General features: G+C 70.5%; 12 protein-coding genes. 10 read left to right on the top strand and 2 right to left on the bottom strand.

Annotation, left to right across the window (positions count from 1 at the left end; genetic code table 11):
- Positions 1-23 precede the first annotated feature (23 nt).
- Together ACT3SQ_RS00365 and ACT3SQ_RS00360 are read right to left on the bottom strand one after the other, a co-directional pair.
- Positions 24-3632: a hypothetical protein gene (locus tag ACT3SQ_RS00365; RefSeq protein ID WP_444598819.1), complete on the bottom strand. Its 3609-nt coding sequence runs from the start codon at positions 3630-3632 to the stop codon at positions 24-26.
- A 360-nt stretch (positions 3633-3992) separates the two neighbouring features.
- Positions 3993-4826, bottom strand: a complete 834-nt coding sequence (locus ACT3SQ_RS00360) for an aldo/keto reductase (RefSeq protein ID WP_441445367.1) — start codon at positions 4824-4826, stop codon at positions 3993-3995.
- Positions 4827-4881: 55 nt separating this feature from the next.
- Between ACT3SQ_RS00360 and ACT3SQ_RS00355 the strand changes: the two genes are divergently transcribed.
- The 10 genes from ACT3SQ_RS00355 (at position 4882) to ACT3SQ_RS00310 (ending at position 17899) form a co-directional block, all read left to right on the top strand.
- Positions 4882-6558, top strand: a complete 1677-nt coding sequence (locus ACT3SQ_RS00355) for an LssY C-terminal domain-containing protein (protein WP_444600749.1) — start codon at positions 4882-4884, stop codon at positions 6556-6558.
- 96 nt (positions 6559-6654) lie between these two features.
- Entirely contained in the window at positions 6655-8115 is a 1461-nt protein-coding gene (locus ACT3SQ_RS00350; protein ID WP_444600748.1) for an APC family permease, read from the top strand.
- A 131-nt stretch (positions 8116-8246) separates the two neighbouring features.
- On the top strand, positions 8247-8660 hold the full coding sequence (locus tag ACT3SQ_RS00345; protein WP_441445370.1) for a universal stress protein: 414 nt from the start codon (positions 8247-8249) through the stop codon (positions 8658-8660).
- Positions 8661-8872: 212 nt separating this feature from the next.
- Positions 8873-11488 (top strand): alkaline phosphatase PhoX, encoded by a 2616-nt coding sequence (locus tag ACT3SQ_RS00340; protein ID WP_442331900.1) that lies wholly within the window; start codon positions 8873-8875, stop codon positions 11486-11488.
- Positions 11489-11772: 284 nt separating this feature from the next.
- Entirely contained in the window at positions 11773-14889 is a 3117-nt protein-coding gene (locus ACT3SQ_RS00335; RefSeq protein ID WP_441445372.1) for a DUF4040 family protein, read from the top strand.
- Positions 14886-15218 carry a sodium:proton antiporter gene (locus ACT3SQ_RS00330; RefSeq protein WP_441445373.1) on the top strand — a complete coding sequence of 111 codons (333 nt, stop codon included), beginning with the start codon at positions 14886-14888 and terminating at the stop codon, positions 15216-15218. The genes ACT3SQ_RS00335 and ACT3SQ_RS00330 overlap by 4 nt, the downstream gene beginning before the upstream one ends.
- On the top strand, positions 15215-16753 hold the full coding sequence (locus ACT3SQ_RS00325) for a monovalent cation/H+ antiporter subunit D family protein (RefSeq protein WP_441445374.1): 1539 nt from the start codon (positions 15215-15217) through the stop codon (positions 16751-16753). The genes ACT3SQ_RS00330 and ACT3SQ_RS00325 overlap by 4 nt, the downstream gene beginning before the upstream one ends.
- Positions 16753-17250, top strand: a complete 498-nt coding sequence (locus tag ACT3SQ_RS00320; RefSeq protein WP_441445375.1) for a Na+/H+ antiporter subunit E — start codon at positions 16753-16755, stop codon at positions 17248-17250. Before ACT3SQ_RS00325 ends, ACT3SQ_RS00320 begins: the two co-directional genes overlap by 1 nt.
- Positions 17247-17507: a monovalent cation/H+ antiporter complex subunit F gene (locus ACT3SQ_RS00315; RefSeq protein ID WP_441445376.1), complete on the top strand. Its 261-nt coding sequence runs from the start codon at positions 17247-17249 to the stop codon at positions 17505-17507. Before ACT3SQ_RS00320 ends, ACT3SQ_RS00315 begins: the two co-directional genes overlap by 4 nt.
- Positions 17504-17899 (top strand): cation:proton antiporter, encoded by a 396-nt coding sequence (locus ACT3SQ_RS00310; RefSeq protein WP_441445377.1) that lies wholly within the window; start codon positions 17504-17506, stop codon positions 17897-17899. The genes ACT3SQ_RS00315 and ACT3SQ_RS00310 overlap by 4 nt, the downstream gene beginning before the upstream one ends.
- The last annotated feature ends 23 nt before the right edge of the window (positions 17900-17922 follow it).

Raw genomic sequence — 17922 nt, 5'->3', positions numbered from 1 at the left:
GAGCCGCCGGTTCGCGGTGGCGTTCAGACCATCTCGTTGTGCAGGATGTCCTCCTGCCGGTCTTCTTCGTGGCAGGTGACGGCGAAGACCCGCAGCGTCGAGTCCGTGGAGTGCCCGCCCGCCCACAGCTTCTGGCCTTCGTTCAGGCTGCTCGTGGGCGTGTCGGGCAGCAGCAGGCGGAAGTCACGGCACTGGTCGAATCCGTACACCGAGTCCCGGTACTCGATCGTGATCCCGTCGGCGTCCTCCGTGCCGCTCGCCGGCGAGGTGCGCGTGAACTCTGCCAGCTCCAGCGCATAGGTGGTCTCGTCGATCTGTTCACCGACCTCGAAACGGCCCTCGAACTCGGCCACGAACCGGACGCCCGCGCCCATCTCGGAGTCATGGTAGGTCCCGGTGAAGGTGCCGTCGGCGCCCATCTCGTAGCTCGTCCCCCAGGCGCCCGCACCGGAGGAGAACACGAAGGTCTTCCCCTCGAGCTCGGCGAGCATCTCGGCGCCGTCATCGCTGAAGTCCGGCTCGGGGATCTCCGGCTCGTAGGTCTCCGGGTCCAGATCCTCCGGGTAGGAGTACTCCCACAGGATCGTCTCCGCGACGGTCTCGGTGGAGAAGGTCTCGTCGACCACAGTGACCTCGAGCGGCACACCCGCGGTCTCGAGCGCCGTGAGCACGCCGGGGAACACCGCCAGCTCGCGCTCGAGGTCGAGCCCGACCGTGAAGGAGCCCTCGAGGCCGAGGTAGCGCCGACCCTTCGTGGTCAGTGTGAGGTCGTCGTCGGCGGCCTTCCCGGCTGTGGCGTCCGGATCGGCGAGGGAGAAGGAGCTGCCGTCCGATGCCGAGAACTCGCCCTCGGCCGTCGCCTCCGCCGTGGGAGTCGCGGAATACCCGAGCGAGATCGTCTTGTACAGGGTCAGGGTCGGCTCCACGGCGAGGGACGCGGTGGCCGTCGCGCTCGCCGTCCCGGACATCGTCGTGGCCAGACCGGTGTCCAGCGCGGACAGCGGCGTGATCCCGGTGCTGCGCTGCAGGGTGAGGCCACCCTCCACGGATCCGGAGAACGTGCTGGTCAGGTCGAACTCACCGGTCGCGTTGAGTGAGATGCGGGGGGTGAGGGTGACGTCCCCGTCGAGGGTGACGGGGACCGGTCCGAGGAAGAACGTGGTCCGGGCGAGCGGGAGGTGCGCGTCGAACTCGTCGTCGACCGTGGAGATGTCGCCTTTCGCGCTGCCGCTGAGCCCGACGGACATCTCCGCCGAGCCCAGGAGGGAGGTGCTCATCGTCCAGTCGCTCTCGAACAGGGAGCCGGCCGTGGTCAGCACCCCGCCGATCTGCTCCGTGGCGTCGTCCTCGAGGACCTGGATCGTGTTCAGGAAGTGGACCGCGTCGAGACCCACGGCGATCGCGCCCTCGGGCTTGTACTCGGCGCTGTACGCGATTCGCACCCCCAGCTTCGCCTCGCACGTCACGGAGAGGTCGAGCTCCGCCGAACCGCTCAGCGACCACAGTCCGTCCGACGAGGTGCCCTTGCCCTCCTCGGCAGCCAGCGGGATCGATTCGAGCTCCTCGTCGCAGCTGTGCGCGAGCAGGCCGTAGGTCTCGTCGGTCGCGATCTCCCGCGGCTCCCCGGCCGAACCGTCCATGCGCGGGAAGGTCGGCCGGGCGGGCGCGATGCCCGGGAACGCCGGGTCGACGGGGCCGGCGCCCGTCACACCGGCGGGGACCGTCGCCCCGGCACCGACACCGCCTATCCCGCCGACGGGGCCGACGGGGACGGCACCGGGGGCCGGGGTGGTGAGGGGCTGCTCAGCACCGTCGGTGCCTCGCTGCACGATCTCGTCCGAGTCCCCACGGTCGAGGACCTCGTCGAACTCACCCTGCAGGATCACGTTGCCCAAGGTGGCGGGCCCGAGGATCGTGAGCCAGCGGCCCTGCTCGTAGCGGAGCGCGAGCACCTGCCCGAGCGTGCCGCCGGGGAGACCGTCGGAGGCACCTGCGACGATCACGTCGCCGATCCCGTAGCCGGGTGCCTCCGCGGAGGAGAGGACCGCCGCGCTCTCCTGCGTCATCCCGGCCGTGGCCTCGGGGGTGAGGATCTGCGCCTGCGGGGAGAGGACCAGGGCGTCGTCCGACGGGACGGTCACGGTGCCGTCCCAGGTCGCGGTCGCCGTGGCGCCGCCGACGTCGGTCGCGGTGACCGTGATCTCCAACGGACCGCTCTGCGCGGGGATGATGTCCTGGTGCCAGGTGCCGCCGTTCCCATCGAGGCGGAGCGGCGCGCTCGGCGTGACCTCCTCGCCGTTCACCGCCACGGCGATCGAGGCGATCCGGTGGGGTGCACGGAACGTCCCCTCGATGCGGACGATCCCGTGCTCGGCATCGATCGCGCCGCCGGGGAAGGAGTCCATCGTCACGGTGACGTCCTCGCCGCGGTCGACCTCCTGCGGCTGCACGATCGCGACGGGCAGGAACTCCGCCTGCGCGTCCACGTCGGCGGTGAGCTGAGGGTCCTCCGCGGAGACGATCACCAGCTCGCCGGCGCGCTCGGCATCCGCGGTCACGGCCGTGCCGCGGTGGCGGGCGTTGTCGTCATAGGTGCTGGTGATGGTGCCGGCGCTGCCGGATCCCGGGGAGAGCAGGCCGATCACGGCGGTGGCGTGCACAGCACCGAGATCCGCCTGCGCAGGAGTGCCGCCGGTGAACTCGAGCTGCTGCGGAGCCTGCGAGGACACTCCCATCACGGCACCGGCCGTCGTGGAGTCGACCTCGGCACCGGGAGGAGCCGTGGCGTCGGCGGCGGTCACATAGCCGATCACATCGATCTCGAGGTCCCCGGGGCTCGCGGCGGAGAGGCTGACGGCATCGTCGACGGTGCTGAGCACCGTGGTGGTGGTCGAGCTGCCCTGAGGGAAGTGCAGCACCTGATCGGAGAGCGTCACGGCCGTCGGCGCCGCGAAGGTGGCGGTGATCCGGGCCAGGGCATGGGGCGTGCCCTGGGGCACGGCGAAGCCGCCCACGTAGACGTCCTGCGCAGCGGTGAGGTCATCCGTGCCGATCCCGGCCTCCGTGCTCACGACCTGCACGGCCGCGGGCAGCAGCCGCAGCGATCCGGCCGTCTCGGCGCCGCCGTCGAAGAGCGCCAGGACCTCGAGGTGCACCGCGACGGGGGAGGAGGACTCCACGGTGATGACACCGTCCCTCACCGCGACGAAGGACGTGGCGGAGAGCGGACCGGTCCCGCCCGCAGCGGTGAGCACGGCGGAGCCCCGCTCCGAGAGCACGACGTCCTCGGCGGGGTCGATGGTGATGCGGGCGAGGGCGGTGCGGTCCACGCCCGCCTCGGCGACCCGCACCTCGGTGGTGCCGGCGGCGAGCTCCTGCTCGATGCCGGAGGACTCGATGCCGGACGAGCCGGTGCCGGGCGAGCCGGTGCCGGAGGAGCCGTCGGAATCGGAGGGATCGGCCCCGGAGATCTCAGTGGCGCCCATGTCCGCGGCGGCGTCCGACTGACGCAGCCACGGCACCCCCACGACGACCGCGCCGATCACCAGTGCGAGGGCCGCGACCGCCGCCGTGATGATCAGAGCCGTGCGCCGCGGCCTGCCCCTGCCCTGGCCTGCTTCGACCCCGTCCACGACGCTTCCCCCTCATATCGACTCCGAACTCGGCTCACTGTAGCCGAGGCGCAGGCCACGTCAGGATCCGGCGGCGAGCGACGCGGGAGCTGGGCCGGTCACGTGCGAGCCCGCGCCCCGCGCCGCGCGCCGGCCGGGCCCCCGCCGCGCCGCGTCCCGCTGGGTCCCTGCGCCGGGGAGCCGGGGGCCGGGACGATCCCGGGAGGTGGCGGATAGGCGCACGCTCTTCCTATATACGAAGAGCGTGCGCTCATCCGCCAGCTACTGTTCGGTCACCTAGGGGGAGGCCGCAGCGGGCGTGGTCACTTCGGGGAAGGCCAGCGCGGGGGAGGCGCCCAGGCACCCCCGTCCCGCCGGGCCTCAGGCGGTCTTGGTGGCCGGGTCCGCGCCGCCGCGGCCGTCCTCGCGGTCGAGCGCGTCGATCGCGGCGACCTCGTCGGCGCTGAGGTCCACCTGCGCCGCGGCGAGGTTCTCCACGATGCGGGACGGCGTGACCGACTTCGGGATGGTCACGAAGCCGTGCGCGAGATGCCAGGCCAGCACCGCCTGTGCGGGTGTCACGCCGTGCGCGGCGGCGATCGAGGTGATCGTCTCGTTCTCGAGCAGATCGGACTTGCCCTGGCCGAGCGGCCCCCAGCCCTGGGTGAGGATGCCGTGCTCGGCGTGCAGCGCGCGCAGGTCTCGCTGCTGGAAGTAGGGGTGCAGCTCGATCTGGTGGATCGCGGGGACCACGCCGGTCGCCTCGATGATCTCCTCGAGCTGCGGGCGAGGATGGTTGGAGACGCCGATCGAGCGCACCAGGCCGCGCTCCTTCAGCGCGATCAGCGCCTTCCACGCCTCGACGTACCGGCCCTGCGCGGGCACGGCCCAGTGCACCAGGTAGAGGTCGAGGTAGTCGAGGCCGAGCCGCTCGAGCGAGGCCTCGCAGGCCGCGATCGCGTCGTCGTAGGCGTGGGAGTCGTTCCACAGCTTGGTGGTGATGAACAGGTCCTCACGGGCGATCCCGGACTCGGCGACGGCGCGGCCCACGCCCTCCTCGTTGTCGTACGCCCGGGCGGTGTCGATGTGGCGGTACCCGGCGGTCAGGGCCTGCGCGGTGACGTCGGCCGCGATGTCCGGATCGACCTTGAACACGCCGTAGCCGAGCTGGGGGATCGAGTGGCCGTCGTGGAACGGCAGCGAGGCGATGGTCATGGGTTCCTCCTGGGAAGTCGCGGACCGCTCAACCTTACGATGGGCCCATGAGCTCGTGGAGCACAGCGACCGCCCCGTGGACGCCGACGCGGACCGGTGCGCCCCGATGACCCCGGCGCGCGCCTCGCGCCTGATCCCGCTGGACCGTCCGGTCCCGCGGGAGCCCCCCGTCTACGACCATCCGCGAGGGCACACCCCGGCCGGTCCCCGGTTCGAGCTGTACGCGCTGCTGGACAACCTGTTCATCGCCGCGGGCGTGGTGGTGTCCCTGTGGCTGGCGCTGCTGTACCTGGTCGAGGGCGTCTCCCTGACCCCAGTGCGGCTGCTGTACCTGCTGGGGTTCTGGGTGCTGCTGACCTACATCACGCTGCCGCGCCTGCATCAGCTGATGACGTGGATCTACCTGCCGGACTACTTCTTCGGCCGCACCCGCACCACCGAGGGGGTGCTCTCGGACCCGATCAATCTGGCCTTCGACGGCTCCGAGCGGGACCTGCACGTGGCGATGCGCCGGGCAGGCTGGGTGCTCGCCGAGGAGCGGACCCTCTCCTCGGCCTGGTCGATGGTGCGCTCGACGCTGCTGCGCCGCTCCTATCCGGCCGCGCCCGTCTCGGACCTGTACCTGATGGGCCGGCGTCACGACTTCACGTATCAGCAGGAGGTGGGCGGCACCACCACCAAGCGCCATCACGTGCGCTTCTGGCGGATGCCGAAGGACTTCGTGCTGCCGGGCGGGTACCGCGCGGACTGGCTCGCCGCAGGCACCTACGACCGTGCCGTGGGCTTCTCCTTCTTCACCCTGCAGATCACTCACCGCATCGACGAGAACATCGACGTCGAGCGCGACTACGTCGTCGACACGGTGCGCTTCGCGGATCCGCAGATCGAGGTGGAGGTGATCGAGGAGTTCTCCGCCGCCTATCACCACCGCAACGGGCAGGGGGACCGGATCCGCACCGACGGCGACCTGCCGGTGCTCGACGTGGGGGGCGCGGCCGCGCGCTCCGACGGGGCGAGCGCCATGATGCTGGCCCGCCACCGGCCCACCGGCACCTCGGTGATGAAGTCCCGTGCCCGCGCCGCGACCCAGTCGGCTCTGGCCGCGGCCCGCCTGGGGGCACCGGCGGGCAGGCGCACCGACGTCGCCGACGAGCTGACCGCCCAGTGGCAGGAGACGGTCGACGACTTCCACGAGGTCATCGCCCGCGCCTCCGATCACCATCTGCCGCCGCCCACCGTGGTCTTCACGGGCCTGCTGGTGCTGCTGCAGGCGGTGCTGGTGGGGGTGCAGTGGGTGTCGATGCTCACCGGCACGGATCTGCCGGCCCTGTTCCGGGATCTGGCGCTGGTGCTGCCGGCCGCGGAGGAGATCGCTCTCGCCACCGCGTTCGCGGCCGGCCTGCTGGTGCTCCAGATCGGGGTGCTGCGCCGCAGCCGCTGGGCACGCATCGCGCTGATGGCGCTGTTCACCGCCGATGCCTTCGCGCGTCTGGCCGTGGCCACGTCGATGAGCGGCGAGGTCTCCCATGCGCTGCTGGTGGGGGCGGGAGCCTCCGCCCTGGGCGTGATGGCGATCAGCTCCGACGCCTCGCGCCAGTGGGTGCAGACCCTGCGCCTGGACCCCCACAGCTCCGAGGCCGATGAGGCCGACGAGGAGACCGACGAGCGGACGTCGGAGACGCTGGTCGGTGCCGGCGATCCCCCGACTGTGAGCACGGTCACCCAGGAGTAGAGTGCGTGCACCGTCGTGCGGGGTTCCCCCGTCCGGGCCATCCGTCGGCCCCGGGCGTCCCCGCCGCCGGCTCCGCACTCTCCCCTGGAGGACCCCATGAGCGAGTCGAGCCCGACCGCCCCCGAACCGGCCGCCGACGCCGGCGGCCCGAGCACCGACCAGCCGGAGCTGAAGAAGGCGATCACGCCCAAGCTGCTGCTGCTGTTCATCGTCGGCGACATCCTCGGCACCGGCGTGTACGCACTGACCGGCAAGGTCGCGGGCGAGGTCGGCGGCGCCGGCTGGCTGCCGATCATCATCTCCTTCGCCGTCGCGATGGTCTCGGCGCTGTCCTACGTCGAGATGGTCACCAAGTACCCGCAGGCGGCCGGGGCGGCGCTGTACGTGCACAAGGCCTTCGGCATCCACTTCGTCACCTTCATGGTGACCTTCGCGGTGCTCTCCTCGGGCATCACCTCGGCGTCGACCAGCTCCATCTTCCTGGCAGAGAACGTGCTGAAGGCCTTCCAGCTGGAGGAGAGCCTGGGCGATGCCTCCTTCGGGACGGCCACGATCATCGCGCTGGTGTTCCTGGCCCTGGTCGCCTGCATCAACATGTACGGCGTCTCGGAGTCGGTGAAGGCCAACGTGGTGCTCACCCTCATCGAGCTGACCGGCCTGATGCTCGTGGTGCTGGTGGGATTCTTCGCGATCGGCCAGGGCAAGGCGGACTTCTCCCGCGTGATCCTGTTCGAGACGGCGGGGGACAAGAGCCTGTTCATGGCGATCATCGGCGCGACGGCGCTCGCGTTCTTCTCGATGGTGGGCTTCGAGGACTCGGTGAACATGGCCGAAGAGACCGTCGATCCGGTGAAGAACTTCCCGAAGGCCCTGATCGGCGGCCTCTCCATCACCGGGCTGGTCTACGTGCTGATCTCCGTGATCGCCGTGGCCGTGGTCCCGATCGGTCAGCTCACCGAGGCGAGCACCCCGCTGCTGACGGTGGTCGAGGTGGGTGCCCCCGGCATCCCGATCGACACGATCTTCGCATTCATCTCGATCTTCGCGGTCGCCAACACCGTGCTGATCAACATGATGATGGCCTCGCGCCTGCTCTACGGCATGTCGAAGCAGGGCGTGCTGCCCGGCTTCCTCAAGGGCGTCCTGCGCGGCCGCCGCACTCCCTGGGCCGGCATCATCTTCTCCACCGTGCTCGCCTTCGCCCTGGTGCTCTCGGTGCGCTATGTGCTCGCCGAGGAGACGATCGCAGCTCTCGGCGGCACCACCGCGCTGCTGCTGCTGACGGTCTTCGGGATGGTCAACATCTCCGTGCTGGTGCTGCGCAAGGACAAGGTCGGAGTGCCTCATTTCCGCACCCCCACGGTGCTCCCGATCGTCGGCGCGATCACCTCCTTCGCTCTGGTGACCCCGCTCGCGCAGCCCCTGCAGAACTACGTCATCGCAGGTGGTCTGCTCGCGATCGGGTTGCTGCTGTACATCGTCACCTGGTTCTACAACAGCGCAGTCAGGGCCCGCCGCACCCGCTTCCACCAGCCCGATGACATCGGGAAACCCTGACCCGGTCGGCCTGCCCGCCCGGCTCTCACACCCGCCCGCCCGGCTCTCACACCCGCCCGCCCGGCTCTCACACCCGCCCGCCCGGCTCTCACACCCGCCCGCCCGACCCTGTTTCCCCCGAGGGAGAATCCATGACCACCATCCTGCTGGCCTACGTTCCCAGTGCCACCAGCGAGGCCGCGCTCGCCTATGCCGTTCAGGAGGCGAAGCGACGCGACGCCTCGCTGCTGGTGCTCGCCTCCGAGCGGGCCCCGGACCCCCGCAAGGCCCGTGGCGTCACGGATCAGCGCCCGCTCGACGAGCGCCTGGCGGAGACCGGCCTGGAGTACGAGCTGCGCACCGTCCCCAAGCGTGACGATCCGGCCGATGACATCCTCGACGCGATCGAGCACGACAGCGTGATCCTGGTGGTGCTCGGGATCCGCCGGCGCACCCCGATCGGGAAGATCCTGCTGGGCTCCACCTCCCAGCGGGTCGCGATCGAATCCCCGGTGCCCGTGGTGCTGGTCAAACCCGAGGGGTTCGTCGCACCGTCCCGCTTCTGAGGGGCTCCCGGCGCGCCGCCGACGTGCTTCTGACGCGCTTCTGACGCACTCGTGACGCACTGCCGGGCCAGCACCGGCGTCGTCTGCTGTGAGCCCAGAGTTCACTCTGGCGTCGTGGACTCGTGAACCGTCCCTCACTTTGCTGTCGCATCGTCGACCCTGCTCGCCGCCCGCTGGCGGTGAGCGAACGATCGACAGCAAAGGACCTCCTGATGGCTCTCATCGACCTCCCGCTGCTCATGAAGGATCATGTCCGGGGCAAACGCTCGCCGGTGACCTGTGCGCTGAAGTGCGGCAACCAGTGCGCACTCGGCCCGTGCAACCACAGCGACAACCCGAGCTTCCGCGACATCGTCTCCTCCGCGATCTCGCGTCGCGCGATGCTCGGCGGGACCACCGCCGCGATCGCCATCGGCGTCGCCGGCACCCAGGGAGCCCTCGCCGCTCCGCAGGGCGCCGCCCCCGCACTCGGCACTGCCCCTGCGCTGGCCCCGGGCGGAACCCCGCTGGACTTCACCGCGATCGAGTCCGTCGCCTCCGATGTCGACGAGTTCACGGTTCCCGAGGGCTTCGAGTGGCACCCCGTCATCCGCTGGGGAGATCCGCTGTTCTCCGACGCGCCCGCCTTCGACTGGGATGCCCAGAGCGCTGAGGCGCAGAAGCGTCAGTTCGGCTACAACAACGACTACACCGAGATCCAGGAGATCCCGGGCTCGGACGGCCTGCGCGCGGTGATGTTCGTGAACCACGAGTACACGAACGAGAACATCATGTTCCCCGCAGGCACCTCCGAGGAGGACATGATCGAGATCGGCATGGCAGCCCACGGGCTGACCGTGGTCGAGCTCGAACGGGAGAGCCGCAAGGCGCCCTACACCTACGTCATCGACGGGGAGCTGAACCGCCGCCTCACCTTCGACGACGACTTCGAGATGACCGGCGCCGCCGCCGGCTCCGAGCTGCTGGTCACCCAGGACGACCCCACCGGCACCCTGGTCAAGGGCACGCTCAACAACTGCGCCGGCGGCCTGACCCCGTGGGGCACTCTGCTCACCGGCGAGGAGAACTTCCACCAGTACTTCGTCACCCCCGGCAGCGAGACCGATCAGCGCTACGGCATCGGCACCGAGGCCACCCAGCGCAAGTGGGAGACCCGCCACCCCCGCTTCGACACCCGCATCGAGGGCTACGAGAACGAGGCGAACCGCTACGGCTGGATCGTCGAGGTCGACCCCTGGGACCCCACCTCCACACCGAAGAAGCACTCGGCCCTGGGCCGCTTCAAGCACGAGGGCGCGAACGTCCGCATCGCCGAGGACGGCCGCGCGGTCGCCTACTCCGGCGACGACGAGGTCTTCGACTATCTGTACAAGTTCGTCTCCCGCGACACCTACGTCGAGGGCGACCGCGCACACAACATGACCCTGCTGTCCGAGGGCGACCTCTACGTCGCCGCCTTCACCGCCACCTCGCCGGAGGAGATCGACGGCTCCGGCGATCTCCCCGCCGACGGCGCCTTCGACGGCGGCGGCAGCTGGATCCCGCTGGTCCAGGACGGCGAGTCGCAGGTCGAGGACATGAGCGTCGAGGAGGTGCTGGTCTTCACCCGTCTCGCGGCGGACAAGGTCGGCGCCACCAAGATGGACCGCCCGGAGGATGTCGAGCCCTCGCCGACCACCGGCCTGGTCTACGTCGCCCTGACCAAGAACTCCGACCGCGGCGGCGAGGGCGAGGCCCCGGCCGACGAGATGAACCCGCGCTCGAACAACCGAGACGGCCATGTCATCGAGATGGACGAGCTGGGCGATCCCACCAGCACCGAGTTCGGCTGGAAGATCCTGCTGCTGTGCGGCGATCCCGAGCAGATCGACACCACCTACTTCTCGGGCTTCCCCCGGGACCAGGTCTCACCGATCTCCTGCCCGGACAACCTCGCCTTCGACTCGGTGGGGAACCTGTGGATCTCCACCGACGGCCAGCCCGGCAGCATCGGCAAGAACGACGGCCTGTTCCGCGTCACCCTCGAGGGGGAGTCCCGGGGCCGGGTCGAGCAGTTCCTCGCCGTCCCCCGCGACGCCGAGACCTGCGGTCCCGTGATCCGCGACCAGGATCGCACCGCCTTCGTGGCGGTGCAGCACCCGGGGGAGAACGGCGAGTACGGCGCCCACACCTCGTTCTTCCCCGACTTCGACGGCACCGGCCCGAAGCCCGCCGTCGTCCAGGTGCTGCCGACGGTCCAGGAGCCCGAGCATCCCTTCACCGACATGGGTCCCGGCGATGAGCACTACGAGTCGGTGCTGTGGGCCTTCGAGAACGGCATCGCCAAGGGCTGGACGGAGGCGGACGGCACCGCCACCTTCCGCCCGCTGCAGCCGGTCAACCGTGACGCGATGGCCGCCTTCCTCTACCGCCTGGCGGGATCGCCCGAGGTGGACCTCCCCCGCAGCGAGCCCTTCACGGACGTCAGGAAGGGCCAGGCCCACTACACGGAGATCATCTGGGCCTTCCAGCAGGGCATCACGACCGGCTGGTCCGATCGCACGTTCCGCCCCACGCAGCCCATCGCGCGTGACGCCATGGCCGCGTTCGTGTACCGCTACGCCGGCTCGCCCGATGTGCCCCGGCCCACCGAGCGTCCCTTCAAGGACGTCCCGGAGAGCAGCCAGTACGCGGCCGAGATCGCCTGGCTGCAGGAGGAGGGCATCACCAAGGGCTGGTGGGACGGCACCTATCGCCCGCTGTCCCCGATGAACCGCGACGCCACCGCGGCCTTCCTGCACCGTCTCGAGGAGGAGCAGGGCATCGCGTTCATGAGCCAGGCCGACTGATCACCCCGGGCGGCGGGCGGGACATGTCGCCACCGGAGATCTGGCTCTGGTGAACGTGGTGAGCAGCAACGAAGCGCGCCGGACGGATCGGAGCCGCGGTGACGTTCACCACGCGAAGCCCGCGCCGATGACCATGAGGCGGGCCGCTGAGGCTTATTTCTCTCGCGCGTGCGCGCGATCGCCCGGCGGCGGACGGGGAGCGGGACCGAGTTGGGGAGGTCAGGAGAACTCGCTAGGATCCCCAGCATGACCCGCCACGATGCCTCCGACCGCTTCGGGCCGGGGTGCTGACGGTGTCGGTGCTGTGGACCCTGCTGATCCTAGTCGCGACTGTCGCGCTCACCCCGGTCCTGGACCGGGCCTTCGGCCGGTCCGCCTGCTGGATCCTCGCCGGGCTCTACCTCGTGGCCGCGGCGGCACTGGTCCCCGCGGCCGCCGCTGTGCTCAGCGGGACCTCCGATGACTCGCTGACCACCTTCTCGGTCCCCTGGGCCGGGCAATGGGGCATCGACTTCGCCCTCAAGGCAGACGGCATCGGCATCGTCTTCGCGATGATCGCCCTGGTCATCGGCGCCGTGGTGCTCGCGTACTCGGCCCGCTACCTCGACCCCGGCCGCCAGCTCAGCTTCTCCCTGGTGATGGCCGTGTTCACGCTGTCGATGGTGGGGCTGGTCCTCGCCGACGATCTCGTGCTGCTGTTCGTGACCTGGGAACTGACCTCGATCGCGTCCTTCCTCCTGATCGCCCGCTCCGGCCGCGGGGGCCAGGCCGCCTCGATGCGCACCCTGCTGATCACCTTCCTCGGCGGCCTCGCGCTGCTGACCGCGGTCTCGCTGATGGTCCTGCGCCTGGGCACCTCCTCGGTGAGCGAGGTGCTCGCCGCCGACGTCTGGTCGACGGACCCGGCGTTCACCACCCTCGTCGCCGTGCTGGTCGCGATCGCGGCGTGCACGAAGTCGGCCCAGTTCCCCTTCCATGTGTGGCTGCCCGACGCCATGGCTGCGGCGACCCCGGTCTCCGCCTACCTCCACGCCGCCGCCGTCGTGAAGGCGGGCATCTTCCTGCTGCTGCGCTTCAGCCCGGCGTTCCATGACGTGATCGCGTGGAACGTCCTGCTGATCACCGCCGGTCTCGTCACCGCCTTCGTCGGCGGATTCCTGGCCCTGCAGCAGCCCGACCTCAAGAAGCTCATGGCCTATTCGACGGTCAGCCAGCTGGGCCTGATCGTCACCCTGATCGGTGTGGGCACGGACGCCGCGATCCTCGCGGCGGTGCTCCACACCATCGCGCACGCCCTGTTCAAGTCCGGGCTGTTCATGATGGTCGGGGTGATCGACCACGCCGTCCACACCCGGGAGCTGCGCCGGATGCCGGCCCTGGCCCGCGCGATGCCCGGTTCCTTCGTGATCACCCTGCTGGGCTGCATGTCCATGGCCGGACTGCCCCCGATGCTCGGCTTCGCCTCCAAGGAGTCGCTGCTGACCGGAGCCCTCTCCACCCAGGGCCCCGCCTGGACGGGCTGGGTGGTCGCCCTCGGCATCGCCGGTGCGAGCGTCCTGACCTTCGCCTACTGCGCGAAGATCGTGCTGGGCGCGTTCATCGACGGCCGCGACGAGACGGCGCTGGCGCGGGACGACGCCGCCGCGGCGGCCGCCGCTCGGGACGATGCCGGTTCTGCACAGGCAGACACCGAGCCTGCAGGCACCGCGCCGAGCGGCACCGACCCGGCGGGCGCGATCATCCGGCCGGCCGACGCGCACCGACCCGGCGCGCTGCTGCTGTGGCCGGCCGCGCTGCCGATCCTCGCGGGCCTGCCCCTCGCGTTCTTCGTCGGCGTGCTGGACACCCCGGTGGGCCGGGCGATGGAGGCGGCCCTCGGCGGCGAGCACCACCCCCACCTCGCGCTGTGGCACGGCCTCACCCCGGAGCTGGGCATCACCCTGGCCGTGATCGCGGCCGGCACCCTGCTCGCCCTGGGCCGTCGGCGCCTGCTGCCTGCGCTCGAGGCGCGTCCCTTCCCGATCGACGGCGCCCGCATCCTGACCGCGGTGGACACCCTGGCCGAACGCGTCGCGCGGGTGCTGGTGCGGCCAATCGCCTCGGACGATCCGATGCGCCACCTGGGCGCGATCCTGGTCGCCTTCGCGGCCGTCGTCCTCGGCGCCCTGGCGGTCCTGGGCGACGGGCTCGCCCCGTTGACCGAGGGCATGAACCAGCCCCTCGACGTCGTCCTGCTGGTGCTGATGACCGCAGCCGTCATCACGCTGTGCACGCGCCACGACCGGCTCGGCGCCGCCGTCACGCTCTCCGCGATCGGAATCCTCGCCACCGTGCAGATCCTGGTGCTGGGCGCCCCGGACGTCGCCCTGACCCAGCTGCTGGTCGAGTCGCTGACGATCATCATCATCATGCTCGTCCTGCAGCGCCTGCCGCGGAACTTCCTCGCCACCTCGCGTCCCCGCCGGCGCGGTGCACTGGCCGTCGCCGTGCTGGTGGGCCTCGCGAGCGGTGCCGGGATGTTCCTGTTCATGGGCCGGCGCGGTCGCAGCGACGTCGCGGAGTACTACATCGCGAACGCCGAGGAGATCACGGGCGGGCACAACATCGTCAACGTGATCCTGGTGGAGTTCCGTGCCCTGGACACCCTCGGCGAGCTGTCCGTGCTGGGGATGGCCGGCGTCGCGATCGTCGCGGTGATCTCCAGCGTGCGCCACCGGTTCATCGACCCCTCGGAGAGCGCCGACGCCGAAGCGGCCGACGAGGTCGAGCACGGTCCGGCCCTGCGAGAGGAGGGCACCTCCGCGCATCGCGCGATCCGCTCCGCCTGGGGCAACGCCGCAGCCCTGCAGCTCATGGTGCGAGTGACCGCTCCGATCCTCGCGCTCATCTCGGCCGTGCTGTTCCTGCGCGGTCACAACGCCCCGGGAGGCGGCTTCATCGCCGCCCTGGTCGGCTCCGCGATCGTGGCCCTGCTGTACCTGTCCACCTCGAGGGACCGTCAGATCGGCCCGCCCCGCCTGCCGCTGATCCTCATCGGCGGAGGCGTCGTCACAGCGCTCGGCGCCGGCTTCATGGGGTACGTCGAGGGCGGCTTCCTCGAGCCGCTGCACGGCTACGTGCTGGGGGTGCACCTGACCACCTCGATGATCTTCGACGTCGGCGTCTACCTGGCCGTGCTGGGACTGGTGATGATCGCGGTGAACCTGCTGGGAGCGAGCGCGACGGGCGGCACGCCGCCCGCCGAGGGCACCCGCGAGCGCACCGATGAGGCGGTGGAGGGCGAGCTCCCCGGACCGCTCGAGACCACCCGTGGGGAGCCCGCTCCCCGTCGCCGCCGGGTCGGGGTGGCCACCGCGCACCTCAACACCGGCACCGAGCCGAAGGAGGTCGGCCGCCGATGATCCTCAGCCTCACCGTGGCCGTCCTCGTGACCGGCGGTGTCTACCTGCTGCTCCAGCGCAACATGGTGCGCGCCGTCTTCGGCATCACCCTGCTCAGCCATGCGGCGAACTTCGTGCTGCTGGCCTCCGGGGTCCCCGGATGGCGCGCCGAGCCGCTCACCGACATCTCATCCCGCGCCGACATGGCAGATCCGCTGCCCCAGGCCTTCGTCCTGACGGCCATCGTCATCACCATGGCGGTCACCATCTTCATGCTGACCCTGGCTGTGATCGGACGCGATGACGACATGGCCCAGCACCCGTCGACCGGGGAGTCCCGAGACCAATGATCCCTGCCGTCGACCCCGCCCTGCTGCCGCTGTTCGTGGTGGTCCCCCTGCTGGGGGCCGCGATCCTGGTGGTCCTCCGGCGCCCTGTGATCGAACGCGTGCTGCTGCTCGCGGTCCCCGTGCTGCTCGGCGCCGCAGCGGTGTGGCTCCTGCTGTTCCACCAGCGCGTGCCGGTGATCTCCCACGCCGTCGGCGGATTCTCCGACGTGCTGGCGATCCCCTTCGTGTCCGATTCGGCCAGTGCCGTGATGCTGCTGGTCACGGCAGTCTCCACGCTCGCCGCGAGCGCGTTCCTGCTGATGACGGGCGAGTCTCGCTACCGCTTCGTGCCCCCGCTGGTGCTGCTGCTGACCGCCGGGGTCAACGGCGCGCTGCTCACCGGCGACCTGTTCAACCTGTTCGTGTGGGTCGAGGTCATGCTGATGCCCTCCTACGCGCTCATCGCCGTGACCGGCACCTGGCGCCGACTCGGCATCGGACGGCTGTTCGTCCTGGTCAACCTGCTCACCTCGACCGTGCTGCTGATCGGCGTGGGCTTCGTGTACGGGACCGCGGGCACCGTGAACCTCGCCGAGCTGGCCGGGGCCGGCAGCGAGGACCCGATGACCGCGGCCGCACTCGCCGTGGTGCTGCTGGCCCTTGCGGTCAAGGGCGGCATGGTCCCCGTGCACTCCTGGCTGCCGCGCGCCTACCCGGCGACCTCGGGCGGGATCATGGCTCTGTTCTCCGCGCTGCACACCAAGGTGGCGCTGTACGCGATGTACCGCATCGTCTCGGTGACGTTCTCCGAGGGCATGCCGTTCCTCGCGGTGCTCGCCGTCCTGGTGATCACGACCATCCTCGTCGGCGCGTTCTCCACCGCCGCCTCGTCCCGCCTGCGCACCGCGATGGGCCATCAGATGGTGGCCGGAGTCGGCCACATCCTGCTGGGCCTGGTGCTGTTCACCCAGCTCTCGCTCACCGCGGGGCTGCTCTACCTGGTCCACCACGTGCTGACGATGTCGGCGCTGCTGCTGACCACCGGGGCGATCGAGCACACCTACGGATCCGGCCGTCTCGAGCATCTCTCGGGACTCGCCCGGCGCGACCCCTGGGTGATCGCGATCCTCGCCCTGGGCCTGTTCAGCCTCGTGGGGCTGCCGCCCACGTCGGGCCTGTGGGGCAAGATCGGCCTGCTCGGGGCCTCCGCCGAGCAGGCATCGACCGGGGACGTCGTCCTCGGCTGGGCCGCGATCCTCGCGGTGCTGGCAGCCTCCGTGGGATCCCTGCTGGGACTGCAGCGCCTGTGGCGCCGTATCGCCTGGGGAGATGACATGACCACCTACCGGCCCGACGACGCGCAGACCGGACGCGGCGCCGAGGTGCCGCTGCCGGCCGAGGTGCGGGTGCCGTGGCGGCTCGCGCTGCCGGGCGCGGTGATGATGGCGCTGTCGCTCGCGATGTTCGTCGGCATCGGACTGCTGCTGACCGTCTTCGACACGGCCGCGATCGGTCTGCTCGACGTCGACGCCTACGTGGAAGCGGTGAAGAGCTGATGATGCGCCTGTGGTACGCGGCGAGCTACGTGCTCTGGATCCTCGTCGAGATCGTCAAGGGCTCGTTCGGCGTCGCCCGCGGCGTCTACAGCCCGGCCACCCGCAGCTCGCCCGCGATCGTGGAGTACTCGCTGCGCTGCACCACCGACGTCGAGATTGTCGCCATGGCCTCCTCGATCACGATCACTCCCGGCACGCTCGTGGTCGGCACAGCCCACGGCACCCTGGAGGAGGGGCCCAGCCTGTTCGTGCACGCGCTCTTCGCCGAGTCGCGCGAGCAGATCCTCGCCGACCTCAGCGAGATGGAGGACCGGCTGCTGCGCGCCACCCGCGGCCGGGGCGGGGCGGATGCGACCCTGCAGCCGCTGCGCGGCGGCACCGCTGACGAGCGCTATGCCGACGGTCGGATGGCACGCCACGTCCATGAGGGCGACGGGCGCGATGCGCGCAGGACACCGGGGCCATCGCGCTCCACCGATCGGGAGGAGAAGCGATGAGCGTGGTTCTATGGCTGACCGTCGTCCTGCTGGCGGCGACGATCCTGGTGGGCCTGTTCCGGGTCGCCACCGCGCCCGATCCCGCCAGCCGCGCGGTGGTCGGTGACCTCGTCTTCTTCTCCGCCATCGGCGTGATCGTCCTGGTGGGCCTGTTCAAGGAGTCCGCGGCCGCAGTGGACGCAGCGCTCATCGCCTCGGTGCTGGGGATCCTGGCCACCGTGGCGCTCGCGCGGATCCTCACCAGGGGGCGTCGATGATGGCCGTGCTCGATATCGCGATGACAGTGCTGATCGCCGTGCTACTGCTCGGGGGCGGGTTCTGGATGCTCACCTCGGCACTGTCGATGTTCCAGGCACGGGACTCGCTGTCCCGGATCAACGTGCTCTCCCCGGCGACGGGCCTGGGCCTGCCGATGATCGTGGTCGGTGCATTCCTGCAGCACACCCGCACCGACGGATTCGCAGCAGACATGCTGGTCAAGACGATCATCACCGTCATCGCCCTGATCATCGTCTCCTCGGTCGCCTCGAACGTGCTCTCACGCGCCGCGTATCTGTCGGGGTCCCCGGTCGATCCGCGCACCGCTCCGCAGGATCTCGAACGGGCTCCGGGCGAGGGAGAGCAGACGCCCCACAACGACGACCGCTGAGCCCGCGGACGTGGATCCCTCCG

This window comes from Brachybacterium sp. AOP42-C2-15 (assembly GCF_052377065.1).
Lineage (GTDB): Bacteria > Actinomycetota > Actinomycetes > Actinomycetales > Dermabacteraceae > Brachybacterium.
The sequence above is the reverse complement of the archived record's forward strand: the minus strand, read 5'-3'. Positions and strand labels throughout refer to the sequence as shown.